Origin of the sequence: Nocardiopsis dassonvillei subsp. dassonvillei DSM 43111, assembly GCF_000092985.1 — a bacterium.
Lineage (GTDB): Bacteria > Actinomycetota > Actinomycetes > Streptosporangiales > Streptosporangiaceae > Nocardiopsis > Nocardiopsis dassonvillei.
In genome coordinates this window covers 205,081-219,864 of sequence record NC_014211.1, presented here as the reverse complement: position 1 = coordinate 219,864, position 14,784 = coordinate 205,081, and the positions used below count along the sequence as shown (strand labels likewise).

Below are 14,784 nucleotides of genomic sequence, written 5' to 3'. Positions count from 1 at the left end.
CCACAACTGCCCCTCCTGCCTTCCTGTGATCTCGCCTACACTTCCGAGGTAAACCGGTTTACCTAATCATCAGGTCACGCAGAGCGACGGTCGTGGCCCACGGTTCCCGACGCTCCCGCCCACGGACCGACGGGCGCGTCCGATCCGCCCGCTCCGTCACCGCCGACGCTGACGACGGGCTCACATGGCCTACAGAGAAACGGAGACGGCCGTGAAGACACCCCCCACAGCACTCCTGTCCGCCTCGACGGCGCTGGTACTGGCCGCGGCACTGACCGGCTGCGGTTCCGGCGAGGATTCCGGTGACCAGACGCTGACCTACTGGGCCAGCAACCAGGGAGCGAGCGTGGAGGAGGACCGGGAGGTCCTCCAGCCCGTGCTGGACCGCTTCACCGAGGAGACCGGGGTGGAGGTCGAGCTGGAGGTCATCCCCTGGAGCGAGCTGTACAACCGCATCCTCACCGCGGTGAGCAGCGGCGACGGCCCCGACGTGCTCAACATCGGCAACACCTGGGCGGCCAGCCTCCAGGAGACCGGCGCCTTCGTGCCCTACGAGGGCGCGGACCTGGAGGCGGTGGGCGGCGAGGGGCGCTTCGTCGGCACCAGCTTCGCCACCGGCGGCGCCGAGGGCCAGACGCCGACGTCGGTGCCGCTCTACGGGCTGTCCTACGCGCTGTTCTACAACCCCACCATGTTCGAGGAGGCGGGCATCGAGGAACCGCCCGCGACCTGGGACGAGTTCGTCGACACCGCGGACGAGCTGACCAGGGACACCGACGACGACGGCGACGTCGACCAGTACGGGTTCGTGCTGGAGGGCGGCAACGAGCGGCAGAACTCCCACATGGCCTTCATCCTCGGCCAGCAGCAGGGCGGACGGCTGTGGGGCGAGGACGGGCCCTCCTTCTCCTCCGACGAGCAGGTCGCCGCGGTCAAGCAGTGGGTGGACCTGATGGCCGTGGAGGAGGTCGTCGACCCCAGCAGCGCCGAGTTCAGCGACGGAACCCAGGGCATCAGCGACTTCGTCGACGGGCGCGCGGCCATGATCATCGTGCAGGGCAGCGCCCGCACCAGCATGGCCGCCCGCGGTTTCGAGGACTACGAGGTCGCCCAGGTGCCGATGCTCGACCCGCTGCCGGGCGAGCCCATCCAGAGCCACGCGGCCGGGATCAACATCAGCGTCTTCAACGACACCGACGACAAGGAGGGCGCTCTGCGGCTGGTCGAGCACCTGACCAGCCCGGAGGAGCAGGTGTACCTGTCCCAGGAGTTCCAGACGCTGCCGGTGGCCACCGAGGCCTACGACAGCGAGGAGCTGCGGAGCGAGTCCATGGAGACCTTCCGCACGATCCTGACCGAGCACTCCGCTCCGATGCCGCTGATCCCCGAGGAGGGCCAGATGGAGACGGTGCTCGGCGAGGCGATCGGCGGGCTCTTCGCCCGGGTGGCGACCGGAGACGAGGTCACCGAGGCCGACGTCCGCCAGGCCATGGAGGCGGCCGAGACCCAGATGGACGCCGCGAACTAGGCGGTGCGGCCCTTCGGCCGCCCCGCCCCCGCGGCGGGGCGGCCGTCTGATGGAGGCGCTAGATGTCGACTACAGAAGAACAGGGGCCCGGCGCCGTCGAGGCCCCGCCCCGGACCGGCCCCGTGGAGGAACCGGGCAGGCGGCGTCCGCGCCGCCCGGGGTGGTTCCTGCCCTACGGCATGGTGCTGCCCGCGGCGGTACTGGAGCTGCTGGTCCATATCGTCCCCATGGCCCTGGGGATCTACATCGCGTTCACCTCGCTGACGCAGCTGACCATCCGGCGCTGGACGACGGCGCCGCTGGTCGGCCTGGAGAACTTCGTCCGCGGTCTCGACCCCGGAAACGCCCTGGGCAGCGCCCTGTTCGAGAGCCTGTTCCGCACCACCGTCTACACCGTGCTGGTGGTGGGGGTGTCGTGGGTGCTGGGGATGGCCGCCGCCGTCGCGTTGAACACGAAGTTCCGGGGACGCGGCGTGCTGCGCACGCTGTTCCTCGTGCCCTACGCCCTGCCGGTCTACGTCGCCGCGATCATCTGGGCGTTCATGTTCAACCAGCGCGACGGCATGGTCAACCGGGTGCTCGTGGAGGATCTGGGTCTGCTGGACGAGCGCCCGTTCTGGCTCATCGGTGAGAACGCCTTCTGGGTGCTGGTGATCGTGTCGGTGTGGCGGCTGTGGCCGTTCGCGTTCCTGATGCTGCTGGCGGCGTTGCAGAGCATCCCCGAGGACATGTACGAGGCCGCGGCCATCGACGGCGCCTCGACCTGGAGGCGGTTCACCGGCATCACGCTGCCCATGGTGCGCCCGGCGAACGCGGTCGTGCTGCTCGTCATGACGTTGTGGACGTTCAACGAGTTCAACATCCCCTTCCTGCTCTTCGGCGACACCTCGCCCGAGAGCGCGCGGCTGATCTCACCGCTAATCTACGAGCACTCCTTCGTCAACTGGAACTTCGGCCTGGGCGCCGCGATGAGCGTGCTGCTGCTCGTCGCGCTGGTCATCGCGTCGGCGGTCTACGTCCGACTGGTGCTGCCCAAGGGGAGCGGCAATGCATGAGACACGCGGGTTCCGCTGGTTCCGGCGGATCGTCCTGACCTTCCTCACCGTGTTCACGGTGCTGCCCCTGTACGTGCTGGTGGTGACCTCGGTGAAGCCGCTGGAGAACGTCCGGGGGATGTTCACCTGGCTTCCGGACCGCGTCACCCTCCAGCCGTACGTGGACATGTGGACGACGATCCCGTTGGCCCGCTACCTCACCAACAGCCTGATCGTCACGACCACGGCGACGGCCCTGGCACTGGTGGTGGCGGTGCTGGCCGCCTATCCGCTGTCACGGCTGCGCTTTCGCGGCAGGCGGCTGTTCAGCATGACGGTGCTCTCGACGCAGATGTTCCCCGGCATCCTGTTCCTGCTGCCGCTCTTCCTGATCTTCGTGCGGCTGGAGGACCTCACCGGCATCGAGTTCACCGGCTCCTACACCGGGCTGATCATCACCTATCTGACCTTCGCCCTGCCGTTCTCGATCTGGATGCTGGCCGGGTACTTCAGCGCCATCCCCGAGGGCCTGGAGGAGGCGGCGATGATCGACGGCACCGGCAGGATCGGCGCCCTGGTGCGGGTCATCCTCCCCGTGGCCCGCCCGGGCATCCTCGCCGTCGGGGTGTTCGCGTTCATCACCGCCTGGGGGGAGGTGCTGTTCGCCTCGGTGCTCACCGACACCGAGACCCGCACCCTCTCCATCGGGCTGGAGCTCTACACCAGCCAGACCGACACCCTGTGGAACGAGCTGCTGGCCGCGTCGGTGACCGTCTCCCTGCCGGTGGTCGTGGCCTTCATGCTGGTGCAGCGCTACCTCGTGTCCGGGCTGTCGGCGGGCGCGGTGAAGTAGCGGAAGGGCTCGCGCCGCCCCGGCCCCGCCGACAGCGGGCGCGCGGGGCGGCCGGGGCCCTCACGCCCGCTGGGCACCTCCGAGCGGCCCCGCCACCCCGACGCGGTCCCGAGAGGATCTCCCGCTCACTCGGCGGGCGCCACACCGATCGGGCAGCTGGCGCCGGTTCCGCCGATGCCGCAGTAGCCGTTGGGGTTCTTGGCGTCGGACAGGTACTGCTGGTGGTAGTCCTCGGCGAAGTAGAACTCCCGCAGCGGCGCGATCTCGGTGGTGATCGGCCCGTAGCCCGCGCGGGTGAGCACCGGCTGGAACGCGTCGCGGCTGGCCTCGGCCGCGATCCGCTGGACGTCGTCGTGGTACAGGATCGCCGACCGGTACTGGGTGCCGACGTCGTTGCCCTGGCGCATGCCCTGGGTCGGGTCGTGGCCCTCCCAGAACACCTTGAGGATCTCCGCGTACGAGATGCGCTCGGGGTCGAACACCACGCGCACCGCCTCGGTGTGACCGGTCAGGCCCGAGCACACCTCCTCGTAGGTCGGGTTGGGCGTGTAGCCGCCCGCGTAGCCCACCGCGGTCGTGATGATCCCCCGCTCCGGGCCCAGGCGCCAGAACACGCGCTCGGCGCCCCAGAAGCAGCCCATCGCCACGTCGGCGATCCGGCTGCCCTCCGGGTAGGGCGGAGTGAGGCTGGTGCCCAGCACCGTGTGCCCGAAGGGCACGTCCATCGGGGTGTCCCGACCGGGCAGGGCGCGTGCTGGATCGACCATGGTCGTCTTTCTCCCGAACATGTTTTCCAGGGTATCCACGGGCCCGGCCCGGCGCACGGGCGCGATCGGACCCGTGGACGGACGCGGCGCGCGCCCGCTTCCGCGGTGAAGACACTCCGGACAATTCGTCCTACCATTGCTGACGTGCCGGAATCCAAGCGTGGCGTCGTCCTCGGGGCGACCGCCTTCCTCCTCTGGGGTGTGGCGGCCCTGTACTGGCCGCTCCTCTCCTCCTCCGAACCCAGCGAGATCCTCGCCCACCGCATGGTGTGGGCCCTGCTCGCGATGTGCGTCGTCATCCTGGTCACCCGCCGGGGCTGGTCCTGGTTCCCCTCGGTGCTGCGCAGCCCGCGCCGCCTGCTGCCGGTGGCCGCAGCGGCGGTGCTGATCTCCGTCAACTGGTGGGGGTTCATCTACGCGGTCTCCATCGAGCAGACGCTCCAGGCCTCGCTCGCGTACTTCATCAACCCGCTGATGTCGGTGTGTCTGGGGGTGCTGCTGTTCTCCGAACGGCTGCGGGCCCTCCAGTGGGCGGCGGTCGGCCTGGGCGTCCTGGCCGTGGCCGTGATGACCGTCGCCTACGGCGTGACCCCGTGGCTGGCGCTGCTCATGGCCGCCACCTTCGCCGCCTACGGCGCGGTGAAGAAGTACGTGGACCTGGACGGCGTGCGGAGCCTGACCGTCGAGACCATGGTGATGTTCCTGCCCGCGCTGGGCTTCGTGGTCCACCTGGAGGCCACCGGCGCGGGAACCATGTTCTCCGTGTCCCCGGGCCACACCGCCCTGCTGGTCGGCAGCGGTTTCGTGACCGCCCTGCCGCTGCTGCTGTTCGGCGTGGCCGCGCGCCAGGTCCCCCTGAGCGTCATCGGCATCCTCCAGTACATCGCCCCGGTCATCATGTTCTTCGTCGGCTGGCTGGTGCAGGGCGAGGAGATGCCGCCCGCACGCTGGCTGGGCTTCGCGCTGGTGTGGCTGGCGCTGTGCGCGTTCGTCGTCGACCAGGTCCGCGACGCCTGTTCCCGGCCCCGGTCACGCGCCTCCTCCCGGGGTGGGGAACAGGCCGCGGAGCAGGTCGGGGAAGAGGTCGGGGAAGAGGTCGGGGAACAGGACCGGACCCACGACGAACAGCGGCGGCGCGAACTCGGACAGCCCGGGGATCCGCTCCCCGGGGGACCCGCCCGGCCCGAATCCGCGGACTGATCCGGCCTTCCCCGGTTCCGGAAAACCCAAACTACCCTCTGTGACTCTGTGCTAACGTCAGGTCGCGGGTCGGGGGCAGTCCCCGGCTCGGACCAGGCCGCACGTCCCGGAGGGCCCTCCCATGCCTCGCACCAGCCGAACGGCACGCGCCACGCGCGCCGTGGCGGCCGTGTGCCCCGAGGCGCCCTCCCTGCTCCTGCTGCCGCTGGTGGTCGGGGCGCTGCTGGTCGGCCTGTGGCTGCTCGGCGCGGCCCCCGCCGCCGCCGACTCCGGCGCCGACTCCGGCGGCTCCCGGTCCCTGCTCGACGGGGGTCCGCTGACCGGCGGTCGGCTGCCGGACGGCTTCTCCGGTACCTCCGGGAACCCCGACCGCGCCTCCTCGGAGCGCACCGCACCGCACCACGGCCTCCGGGACCGCGTCTCCTCCGGCCGGGCGGCCCTGGACGCCTCCTCCCTCGGGTTGGAGGGTTCCGGACGCCTCGGCGAGGTCGTCCCTGAGGGCGTCGGCCAGGTGGCCGAGCCGGTCGCCTCCACCCTCGGCACGGTGCACCGGCACCTCGAACACGGGGCCGGGCGCACCGCCGCCGAGACCGCCGCCGTCCTGCCCGAGGCCGCGTGGCCGGTCGCCGGGATGGGCGAGGGCGCACGGAGCCTGGTCCGCGGACTCGACCGCGACGGCCACGCCGACGCCGGGCTCCTCTCCCCCGTGGTCCCCGCGGCCCACGCCCCCGCCCCTGAGCGGGACGCGGACGACTCAGCGGACGAGGCGCGCGAGAGGGCCGAGGACGAGGACACCGCTCCCGGGTCCGCGCACGGCAGCGTCTACGGGCACGGCGCGATCATCCCGGCCGACACCGGCGGAGCCTCCGCCGGCGCGGACCGCGGCGAGCGCTCGGACACCGCGGCCCCGGCCCCCGGTTCCTCCGCCCACCAGCTCACGGCCGGTTCGACCGCGCCCGCCGGGGGCGGCGCCCCCGTCCCCGCCGTCGCGGGCTACCTCACCGCGGCGCCCGTCACCGCGCCCTCCGCCGACGCCGTCCTGCTCGCCGCCCGGGCCCTGCTCACGGTGCCCGTCGGCCCCAGCGACGACCCCACCGTCTCCCCCGACTAGGACGCGTCCCCTCCCGCGCGGACGCACACTCCCGCGCACGGACCCGTCCCAGCCAGGCCCTCTGCGCGCCCTCTGGGAGCTGACCTGAGTCCCGTGCCCCGTTCACGGAATTCACGCCAGCCGGTGGTCCGCCCCGGCTCCGGCCGGACGCGCCCCACGCGTTCGGTCCCCGTATCCACTGATCCAGAGCACAACTTCCGAAGGGAAACCCATGACGCAGGTCAAGCGCATATCAGCCAGGGCCGTCCTCCTCGCCGCCGGAACGGCGGGCTTCGTCGCCCTCGGCGCCGGGATCGCCGGCGCCGAGTCCCTCTCCTCGCCCGTCCACGAGATCGCACCCCTCGTCGAGCGCGCCCTGGTCGAGGGCGTCGCCCCCACCATGAACAGCGTGGCGCCCGAGGGCGTCGGGCCGATCGCCGGCAGCGCCCTGAGCGAGCTCCAGGAGACCGCGCACAACCCCGAGAAGCCCGCTCCCGACCTGGCCGCCCCGCTGCCCGAGGGCCAGGACATCCGGACCCCGCTGGGCGAGGTGCCCAACCCGACCTCCGAGCTGGCCGACACCGTCTCCGGGGTCCAGGACGCCACCGGTCTGGACGGCGACCCCCACGACACCATCGGCCACGACGCCGGGCGGGCCCTGGAGCACGGCGGCCACCGTGCGGGCGAGGCCGTGGAGGAGACCGCGGTCACGGTGCTGCCGCACACCCTGGAGTCGGTCTACGGGCTGCGCGAGCAGGTGGACCTGCCCCGGGTCGGCCAGGTCGCCCAGCTGCCGGACACCTCCCGGCTCCGCGACGTCGCCCAGCTGCCCGAGACCTCCGACCTGTCCTCGGTGACCGGCGGCAACAGCCTGGCGCTGGACGGCGCCGAGGCGCCCGCCCTGGAGAACGCCCTGGGTCTGGGCGGCTCCCCCACCGTGCGCCAGAGCGCGGCCGCGCCCCCCGTCCCGAACATGTGGGACATCGCCTACGTCTTCGGCGTGGAGACGCCGGGCAGTGTGCAGGACCTCATGGAGGCCACCCCCCTGACCGAGGACAACAACATCAGCCTCGGCGAGGAGGAGGTGCTCGGCATGATCGGCCAGCGCAACCTCGACCAGCCCCTCACCACCGTCCACCAGTCGGCGCCCGCGGCGCCCGGACTGGGCGACCTGGCCGACGCCCTCGCGAGCGGCGCCGAGAGCGGCGACCTCAGGGCCGCCGAACTCCAGCCCCTGAACGTGGAGGGCCCCCTGGCCGAGTCCGGGGTCCCCCGCCTCTCCGGCACCGGTGTGCCCGTGGTCGACGACGCGGTGGACTCCGTCGTGCCGCAGCTCGCCGACGCCGGGGTGCCCACGATCGCCGAGGGCGTGGACACCCGGACCGCCGAGGCCCTGGTGGCGGAGCTGGGCCGCGGCACCGACCTGCTGAACGACGTGGACACCAGTGACCTGCTGTCCGTCGAGGGCGGTACCGTCCCGCAGGAGACCCCCGCGGGCATGACGCAGCACCCGACCTTCATGGACCTGCCCGGTTCCGAGGCCCTGCCCGTCGTGAGCTAGCCCGCGGCCCCGCACAGCCGGCGGGCGCGACGGCTCTCCCCCGCCGCGTCCGCCGGTCCCGGGGCGGTCCGCCGGGCACCTGAACGGAATCCCACCGCGACACCGGCGCGGCCTCCCCGCACGGCGGGACCGAGAGACACGGCGACGGCGCCGCCCCACCGGGCGGCGCCGTCGTCGGTCCTTCGGCCCCTCGGCCGCCGGGGCGTCAGCCCGAGCGCTCGACCACGTAGTCGCACAGCGCCTCGAAGGCACCCCTGGCCGGGCTCTCGGGCAGGGTCGCCAGCTCCGCGCGCGCCTTGTCGGCCCAGCCGCGCAGCGTGGCCTCGGCCTCGGCCATCGCCGGGTGCACCCGCAGCAGCGCCAGCGCCTCCTCGGCCTCCTCGTCGTCCAGCGGACGGCCCAGCAGCGACTTGAGCCGCTCGTCCGCCGCGTCCCGGGAGCGCAGCGCGTAGAACATCGGCAGGGTCAGCACGCCCTCGCGCAGGTCGGTCCCCGGGGTCTTGCCCGAGTCGGTGCTCTCGCTCGCCACGTCCAGCAGGTCGTCGGCCAGCTGGAAGGCCATCCCCAGCGCGTCGCACGCCCGCGTGACCGTCCCGATCGTCTCGGGGTCGACCTTGCCGAACATGCCGCCGAACTCCGCCGACGACGCGATCAGGGAGGCCGTCTTGTCGCTGATCACCCGCAGGTAGTGGTCCAGCGGGTCGGTGCCCTCCTGGGGACCGGAGGTCTCCAGGATCTGCCCCTGCACCAGGCGCCCGAACGTGGTCGCCTGGAGCCGGACCGCCTCGGTGCCCAGGTCGGCGAGCATCTCCGAGGCGCGGGCGAACACGTAGTCGCCGGTCAGGATGGCGACGCTGTTGCCCCAGCGCTGGTTGGCGCTGGGCTCGCCGCGCCGCAGCTCGGCCTCGTCCATGACGTCGTCGTGGTAGAGCGTGGCCACGTGTGTGAGCTCCACCACGGCCGCGGCCGGGATGAGGTCGGGCACGGACGGGTCGCCGAAGTGGGCGGCCAGCAGCACCAGGGTCGCGCGGAAGCGCTTGCCCCCGGCGGCCAGCAGGTGGGACGCCGCCTCGGTCAGCAGGGGGTCGCTCGACGCGACCGACTCCCGCAGCAGGTCCTCGACCTTCTCCAGGTTGTCCTGGACCTCCCGGGCAAGGGCATCGTCGACTCTCGGCAGAGCGAGAAACCCGCTCGGGACAGCACCGCTCACCGTACAGCTCCACCTGTCGAACGGCACGGAGGTGACCCCGGGTGAGGGGGCCACCGCGTGCTCAGCACATGAACATGATCCGACTTGCCACGGTATCCGACCCGGAATGAACAGCCAAAGCCACACCCGGGTACGGAACCGGCAGGTGACGAATCCCAGGTCAGACCTGGTAATTGGTCACTCTGCCGGTCACTCGTGGTCAGCGCCCGCGTCCGTCCGGAAACCGCGGCCCGTACCCGCCGGTCACCGCGCGTTCACGGTCGCCGGTCACTCCGCGCCTCCGGCCTGCGTCGACGCCTGTTCGACCATCACCGAGGTCGGGGCCTGGTCGGCGTCGGCCGGGGGCAGCAGGTTGTCGAGCACCGCCCCCGGGTACACGCCGAGCAGCAGCGTCGCCGCCACCCCGATCGCGATGACCCCGCCCGTGGCCGCGCCCGCGCGCACCACCGTGGGGCCCTCGCCCTCCGGGTCCCGGAAGAACATCACCACGATGATCCGCACGTAGAAGAACGCGGTCACCGCGCTGCTCAGCACACCGACCACGACCAGCGGGACGGCGCCGGCGGCCACCGCCGCCTCGAACACCGCGAACTTGCCGATGAAGCCGCTCGTGAGCGGGATCCCGGCGAACGCCAGCAGGAACAGCGCCAGCGCCCCGGCCAGCACCGGCGAGCGGCGGCCCAGCCCCGCCCACCGGTCCAGGTCGCCCAGCTCCTGGCCGCCGTCCTTGGTCCGCACCAGCGTCACCACGGCGAACGCGCCCAGCGTGGTGAACCCGTAGGCCGCCAGGTAGAACATGGCGCCCGCGAGCCCGTCCGTGCTGCCCGCCACGACGGCGGTCAGGATGAACCCGGCGTGCACCACCGACGAGTAGGCCAGCAGCCGCTTGACGTCGCGCTGGGTCACCGCGATGACCGCGGCCACGACCATCGTCAGGACGGCCACCGCCCACAGCATCGGCTCCCAGGTCTGGGCCGAGCCGCCGAAGGGCACGAAGAACACCCGCAGCAGGGCGCCGAACGCGGCGACCAGCGTGCAGGAGGCCATCAGCGCCGTGATCGGGGTCGGCGCGCCCTGGTACACGTCCGGCTTCCAGTTGTGGAAGGGCACCGCGCCGACCTTGAACAGCAGGCCGATCGCCACCAGGCCGATGCCCATGAGCAGCAGCGGCTCGCCGTCTCCGCCCTGGAAGACGTCCGCGCCGCCCGCCTCGACGGCCGCGCGGATCTCGCCGAAGTTCACCGAGCCCGCGTAGCCGTAGACCATGGCGGCGCCGAACAGGAAGAACGCCGAGGAGAACGCGCCCAGCAGGAAGTACTTGACCGCGGCCTCCTGCGAGAACAGGCGGCGGCGCCGGGCCAGCCCGCACAGCAGGTACAGCGGCAGGCTCATGACCTCCAGCGCGATGAACATCGTCAGGAAGTCGTTCGAGGCCGGGAACATCAGCATCCCCAGCACCGCGAACATCACCAGCGGGTACACCTCGGTGTGCTGGGAGCCCGCCAGGATGTGCGCGCGCTCCTCCTCGCTCCCGGGCACCGTCGCCGCCTGCGCGGCGAACGCGTCGCGCCCGTCCCGGCGCTCGGAGATCAGCAGCAGGCTCACCAGCGCGAGCACGGTGATGGTGCCCTGGAAGAAGATCACCGTCCGGTCCACCGCCAGCGCCCCGGCGCCGACCGTCACCCCCGGCGCGTCCTCGGGCAGCGAGCCCACCTGGAGCACCAGCAGGACGAACGCGGCCAGCAGCGCGAGCGCCGCGAGCCCGATCTGGATGGCGCGGCGCCGCCCCTGGGGGACGAACGCCTCGAACAGCACGCCCAGAACACCGGCGGCGAACACCGTGAGCAGCGGCGCGAGCAGCCACCAGTCCATCTGCGGCGCCGCCTCGGTGATGACGGGAAGGTCCATGTGGGGGATCACTCCGCGTCTCCTTCCTCTTCCTGGGCGCCCTCGGCGCCCCCGGTCCCGCTGTCAGGGCCCGCGCCGACCTCCACGGTGCGCTCCACCGCGGGGTTGATCACGTCCAGCACCGGCTGCGGGTAGAGCCCGAGCAGGAGGATGAGCGCGAGCAGCGGGGCCACCGCCCACGTCTCCCGCGCGGACAGGTCGCGCAGGCCGGTCAGGTCCTCCCGGGTGGGTCCGTTCATGGTGCGCTGGTACATCCACAGGATGTAGAGCGCGGCCAGGACCACGCCGACCGCCGCGACGATCGCGGGGGCCGGGCTGAACGCGTACACGCCGACGAACACCAGGAACTCGCTGACGAACGGCGCCAGCCCCGGCAGCGCCAGACCGGCCAGGCCCGTCACCAGGAACACCCCGGCCAGCTTGGGCGCGATCCGCTGCACGCCGCCGTAGTCGCTGATGAGCGCGGAGCCGCGGCGGGCGATCAGGAAGCCCACGACCAGGAACAGCGCCCCGGTCGCGAACCCGTGGTTGACCATGTACAGGGCGGCCCCGGCCTGCCCCTGCGCGGTCAGGGCGAAGATGCCCAGGGTGATGAAGCCGAAGTGGGAGACCGACGTGTAGGCCACCAGGCGCATCATGTCGTTCTGCCCGATGGCCAGGATCGCGCCGTAGATGATGCTCACCAGACTCAGCGCCACCACCGGCCACACGAACCAGGACACGGCCGCCGGGAACAGCTCCAGGCAGTAGCGCAGCATCCCGTAAGTGCCGACCTTGTCCAGCACGCCCACCAGCAGCACGGCGGTGCCCGGGCGCGAGGCGCCCGCCGCCGAGGGCAGCCAGGTGTGCACGGGCCACATCGGCGCCTTGATCGCGAAGGCGATGAAGAAGCCGAGGAACAGCCAGCGGGCCGTGGCCGGGTCCACGGCGGCCAGGGCGCTGCCCTCGCCGACCAGGTCGCTCCACAGGAAGGTGCCGCCGACGACGTACACGCCGATCACCGCGACCAGCATGACCAGGCCGCCGGCGAGGCTGTAGAGCAGGAACTTGACCGCGGCCCTGGACCGGTCGTCGCCGCGCCCGTAGCGCCCGATCATGAAGTAGACCGGGATGAGCATGGCCTCGAAGAACACGTAGAACAGGAAGACGTCGGTGGCGGCGAAGACGCCGATCATCATCGCTTCCAGGACCAGGATGAGCGCGAAGTACCCGCGCCCCCCGTCCTCCCGGTCGTCGTGCTCGCGCCAGGCGGCCAGGACCACCAGCGGCACCAGCACGGCCGACATCAGGACCAGCGCCAGGGCGATGCCGTCCACGCCCACGGCGTAGCTGACGCCGAAGCGCGGGATCCAGGGGTAGACCTCCTCGAACTGGAGGGCCCCCGCCCGGGAGGTGTCGAACTGCAGGGCCATGGCCCCGAGCACGAGCAGGGTGGCGAGCGAGAAGCCCAGCGTGATCCGCTTGGCGGTCTCGGCCGGGGCCCCGCCCTTGGCCGCGGCGGCGGGCCGCACGGCCGTCGCCGTGGCGGTGGCGCCCGCGGAGGAGGCGGTGGCGGACGAGGCGGCCGAGGCCGCGGCCGTCCGCTCCGTGGCGGCCTTGGCGGTGCGCGGCAGCGCCCAGACCAGGACCGCGCCGACCGCGGGGAGCGCGATCGCGATGGTGAGCCAGGGGATCATGTCAGAACCTCACAGCCAGCGTCGCGGCGACGATGACGGCGCCGAAGAGCATGGTGAGCGCGTACGTGCGGGCGAACCCGGTCTGGACCCGGCCCAGCCCGCTGGAGGAGTCGCGCACCCCGGCGCCGAGCCCGTTGACCGCCCCGTCGATGACCTTGTCCTCGATGACGAGCAGGGCCCGGGTGAGCTGCTGGCCGGGCCGCATGAGCAGGCCCTCGTTGATCTCGTTGCCGTACAGCTCGCGGCTGGCGGCGACGGTGACGAGGTTGCCCTCGGGCGCGGTGCGCTCCACGGGCTTGCGCAGGTAGACCGCCCAGGCGGCGGCCACGCCCAGGACCATGACGCCCAGGGCGGCCAGTCCGTAGGGCGCGGTGAACGCGTGCACGACGTCGAAGTGGTGCGGGTGGGCCCCGGTGGCCGGGGTCAGGAAGCCCGCGAACCGGTCGCCGAGCGTGAGGAAGGCGCCCAGCGCGACCGACCCGACGGCCAGCACCACCATGGGGGCGGTCATGCTGACCGGCGACTCGTGCGGGTGCACGCCCTCGTCCCACCGCTTCTTGCCGAGGAAGGTCATGAAGACCATCCGCGACATGTAGAAGGCGGTGAGCCCCGCGCCGACGATGACGGCGGTCCCGAGCACCATGCCCTGGGTGCCGCCCACGCCGAAGGCCGCGGAGATGATGCTCTCCTTGGTCCACCAGCCCGACAGCAGCGGGAAGCCGATGATGGCCAGGTAACCGAGGCCGAAGGTGACGAAGGTGACCGGCATGACGCGGGCCAGGCCGCCGTAGCGGCGCATGTCCACGCCGTCGTTCATGGCGTGCATGACCGATCCGGCGCCCAGGAACAGCCCGGCCTTGAAGAAGCCGTGCGTGACCAGGTGGGCGATGGCGGCCACGTAGCCGACCGGGCCGAGCCCGGCGGCCAGGACCATCATGCCGATCTGGCTCATCGTGGACCCGGCCAGGGACTTCTTGATGTCGTCCTTGGCCGAGGCGATGATCCCGCCCGCCAGCATGGTCGCGGCGCCCACGACGGTGACCACGGTCTGGGCGACCGGGGCGCCCTCGAAGATGGGTCCGGCGCGCACGATGAGGTACACGCCCGCGGTGACCATGGTGGCCGCGTGGATGAGCGCGGACACCGGGGTCGGGCCCTCCATGGCGTCGAGCAGCCACGCCTGGAGCGGCAGCTGCGCGGACTTGCCGCAGGCGCCCAGGAGCAGCAGCAGCCCGACGGCGAGCAGCACGCCGTCGCTCGCGCCCGGGACGGCCGCGAACACGTCGCTGAAGCTGACCGCGCCCAGCACCGCGAACATGATCATGATCGCGATGAGCAGGCCCATGTCGCCGACGCGGTTGATGAGGAACGCCTTCTTGGCGGCCACCGCGGCGGAGGGCTTGTACTGCCAGAACCCGATGAGCAGGTAGGACGCCAGGCCCACGCCCTCCCAGCCGAGGAAGAGCAGCACGAAGTTGTCCGCGAGCACCAGCACGAGCATGGCGGCCACGAACAGGTTGAGGTAGGCGAAGAAGCGCCGCCTGCCCGGGTCCTCGGCCATGTAGCCGATGGAGTAGATGTGGATGAGCGACCCCACGAAGGTGATCAGCAGGACGAAGCTGATCGAGAGGGGATCGACGAGCAGGTCCACCCCGGCGGAGAACTCCCCGACGGAGAACCACTCGTAGACGGGGACGGAGACGCTGCGGGCGTCGGCCGCCCTGCCGAGCAGGTCGAACAGGACGAGCAGCGCCCAGGCGAAGGAGGCGACCGGCAGGGCCGTGGCCAGCCAGTGCCCCCACTTGTCGGTGCGCCTGCCGCCGAGCAGCAGGATCGCCGCGCCCGCGAGCGGCAGGGCGATGAGCAGCCATGCGCCCGACAGCACCGCGCTGTCGGCCGCGGTCGCCACCACGGGTTCGGCGGCGAGGTACGCGTGAGATGTCACAGCCACGTCGCC

General features: G+C 72.0%; 11 protein-coding genes. 6 read left to right on the top strand and 5 right to left on the bottom strand.

Translation table 11 applies throughout. The features are described 5' to 3' along the window. Positions 1-211: 211 nt before the first annotated feature. The 3 genes from NDAS_RS25080 to NDAS_RS25070 all read left to right on the top strand — a co-directional run bounded on the left by NDAS_RS25080 (position 212) and on the right by NDAS_RS25070 (position 3,415). Positions 212-1,528 (top strand): sugar ABC transporter substrate-binding protein, encoded by a 1,317-nt coding sequence (locus tag NDAS_RS25080; RefSeq protein WP_041553400.1) that lies wholly within the window; start codon positions 212-214, stop codon positions 1,526-1,528. 62 nt (positions 1,529-1,590) lie between these two features. After that, positions 1,591-2,583, top strand: a complete 993-nt coding sequence (locus NDAS_RS25075; RefSeq protein ID WP_013156061.1) for a carbohydrate ABC transporter permease — start codon at positions 1,591-1,593, stop codon at positions 2,581-2,583. Further along, the gene (locus tag NDAS_RS25070) at positions 2,576-3,415 is read left to right on the top strand and encodes a carbohydrate ABC transporter permease (RefSeq protein WP_013156060.1); all 840 of its coding nucleotides are present in this window, start codon (positions 2,576-2,578) and stop codon (positions 3,413-3,415) included. The genes NDAS_RS25075 and NDAS_RS25070 overlap by 8 nt, the downstream gene beginning before the upstream one ends. Before the next feature lie 125 nt (positions 3,416-3,540). Here NDAS_RS25070 and msrA read toward each other — a convergent pair whose 3' ends face one another. Beyond that, positions 3,541-4,203 carry a peptide-methionine (S)-S-oxide reductase MsrA gene (gene msrA / locus NDAS_RS25065; RefSeq protein WP_013156059.1) on the bottom strand — a complete coding sequence of 221 codons (663 nt, stop codon included), beginning with the start codon at positions 4,201-4,203 and terminating at the stop codon, positions 3,541-3,543. 123 nt (positions 4,204-4,326) lie between these two features. On the opposite strand from msrA, the gene rarD reads away from it, so the two are divergent. From rarD to NDAS_RS25050, 3 genes are all read left to right on the top strand, one after another. Beyond that, positions 4,327-5,382, top strand: a complete 1,056-nt coding sequence (rarD, locus tag NDAS_RS25060) for an EamA family transporter RarD (protein ID WP_013156058.1) — start codon at positions 4,327-4,329, stop codon at positions 5,380-5,382. Positions 5,383-5,503: 121 nt separating this feature from the next. Then, complete coding sequence (locus NDAS_RS25055) at positions 5,504-6,493, top strand: flagellar associated protein (protein WP_013156057.1); 990 nt, start codon at positions 5,504-5,506, stop codon at positions 6,491-6,493. A gap of 211 nt (positions 6,494-6,704) precedes the next feature. Continuing rightward, entirely contained in the window at positions 6,705-8,033 is a 1,329-nt protein-coding gene (locus NDAS_RS25050) for a hypothetical protein (RefSeq protein WP_013156056.1), read from the top strand. Positions 8,034-8,238: 205 nt separating this feature from the next. Here NDAS_RS25050 and NDAS_RS25045 read toward each other — a convergent pair whose 3' ends face one another. From NDAS_RS25045 to nuoL, 4 genes are all read right to left on the bottom strand, one after another. Further along, positions 8,239-9,243, bottom strand: a complete 1,005-nt coding sequence (locus tag NDAS_RS25045; RefSeq protein ID WP_013156055.1) for a polyprenyl synthetase family protein — start codon at positions 9,241-9,243, stop codon at positions 8,239-8,241. A 267-nt stretch (positions 9,244-9,510) separates the two neighbouring features. Further along, a complete protein-coding gene (gene nuoN / locus NDAS_RS25040) occupies positions 9,511-11,151 on the bottom strand; it encodes an NADH-quinone oxidoreductase subunit NuoN (protein WP_041553503.1) in 1,641 nt (546 codons plus the stop codon). Between the two features lie 8 nt (positions 11,152-11,159). Then, positions 11,160-12,827, bottom strand: a complete 1,668-nt coding sequence (locus NDAS_RS25035) for an NADH-quinone oxidoreductase subunit M (protein ID WP_013156053.1) — start codon at positions 12,825-12,827, stop codon at positions 11,160-11,162. Between the two features lies 1 nt (position 12,828). Further along, positions 12,829-14,772: an NADH-quinone oxidoreductase subunit L gene (nuoL, locus tag NDAS_RS25030; RefSeq protein WP_041553395.1), complete on the bottom strand. Its 1,944-nt coding sequence runs from the start codon at positions 14,770-14,772 to the stop codon at positions 12,829-12,831. Positions 14,773-14,784 lie beyond the last annotated feature (12 nt).